Annotated in this window: 1 pseudogene; it reads left to right on the top strand. The window is 35.5% G+C overall.

The window, feature by feature from the left end:
* Positions 1-302: 302 nt before the first annotated feature.
* Positions 303-1,287 (top strand): annotated as a pseudogene (locus PMI13_RS18765) (S8 family peptidase); the annotation flags it as partial.

Below are 1,287 nucleotides of genomic sequence, written 5' to 3'. Positions count from 1 at the left end.
CAAATCCATATTTTTACTTTCAAACCGTTTTCACAAATTGTGGAAACGGTTTTTTTTGACATCTGCAAAAAATAACAATAATGTGACTTAAAAATACCCCAACCTCATTTTTTATCACAGACTAAACATAATATCACAGTTTTTCAAGGGATAAAAATAATAAGATACCACAATGCTTTTAAAATTATAAACTCAGCAATAAAAATGCATTCAATTTTTAAATCAACACACTAATTAACAGACAGTTAAATCAAAACTAATATATTTAATCAGTATATTTAGACGAATATTAAAAAAAACCTATGAAAAAAAATTTTATTCCGGCCTGCACTTTGGTTATTATAAGTTTAGGTGCACAAAGCAACCAGGACTTAATGAGACAGTTTGAGAAACAAAGAATTGAGAATAACGAAAAATTTGAAGCTTATGTTTCTAAACATTATGGGGCAAACAAATCAGCTGATACCCAAAAAAAAATTGAAGAGCAAAGAAGTAAGCTGGCAGGATTTACTCCGGATGGCAATCCTATTTTGCTTGAGCCAACTGATTTGAAACAGGTAAAGAATTCAAATGCTGATTTCTTACAAAACGGCACTATAAATGGTCTTACAGGATCTTTTAACGGAGAAAATATTAAATACACAATCTTTGATGGGGGCAGGGCTTTTGGAGGACATGTCGCTTTTAATAATGCTCCCAATAGGATTACCAATAAAGAGGCCGCAACGATGAATTACAGCTCGCATGCTACAGCTGTAACCGGTTTTATTGGGGCAAAAAATGTACCTCTTAATTTAATGCCCAATGGAGTAACTGTATCTGTTAATCTTAAAGGTGTAGCTTCTAACTCTACATTTGACAATTATTCATCCAGCACAACCATATTACCAGGAAACTCTGCGGCAAGCAACATACTGGAAAAAATATTACTGGCGGCTCCAAAAATCTCCAATCATTCATATAATACTGGCGGGGGATGGAATGATCGTCTTACTCCCGGAGTATTAATATGGACGGGTAAGTATCCCTCCACAATTTATGAAAACGTCCAGGGAGCTTATTCAACATTAGATCGGGGTTATGATCAGATCGTTTATAATAATCCGTCTTATGTGATAGTAAAAGCTGCCGGTAATTCTTTTGGAATAGGGCCTACAGGTTTTGGAAGTACACTGCCAAGATATTATAGAGATGGTACTACTAGTGCTCTTGTACTGTTTACAGCAACGGATCCTTTACCGCCAGACAATTGCATATCGGGTTATGACTGCCTCAACAACGGCTCCC

This window comes from Chryseobacterium populi (assembly GCF_000282115.1).
Lineage (GTDB): Bacteria > Bacteroidota > Bacteroidia > Flavobacteriales > Weeksellaceae > Chryseobacterium > Chryseobacterium populi.
The sequence above is the reverse complement of the archived record's forward strand: the minus strand, read 5'-3'. Positions and strand labels throughout refer to the sequence as shown.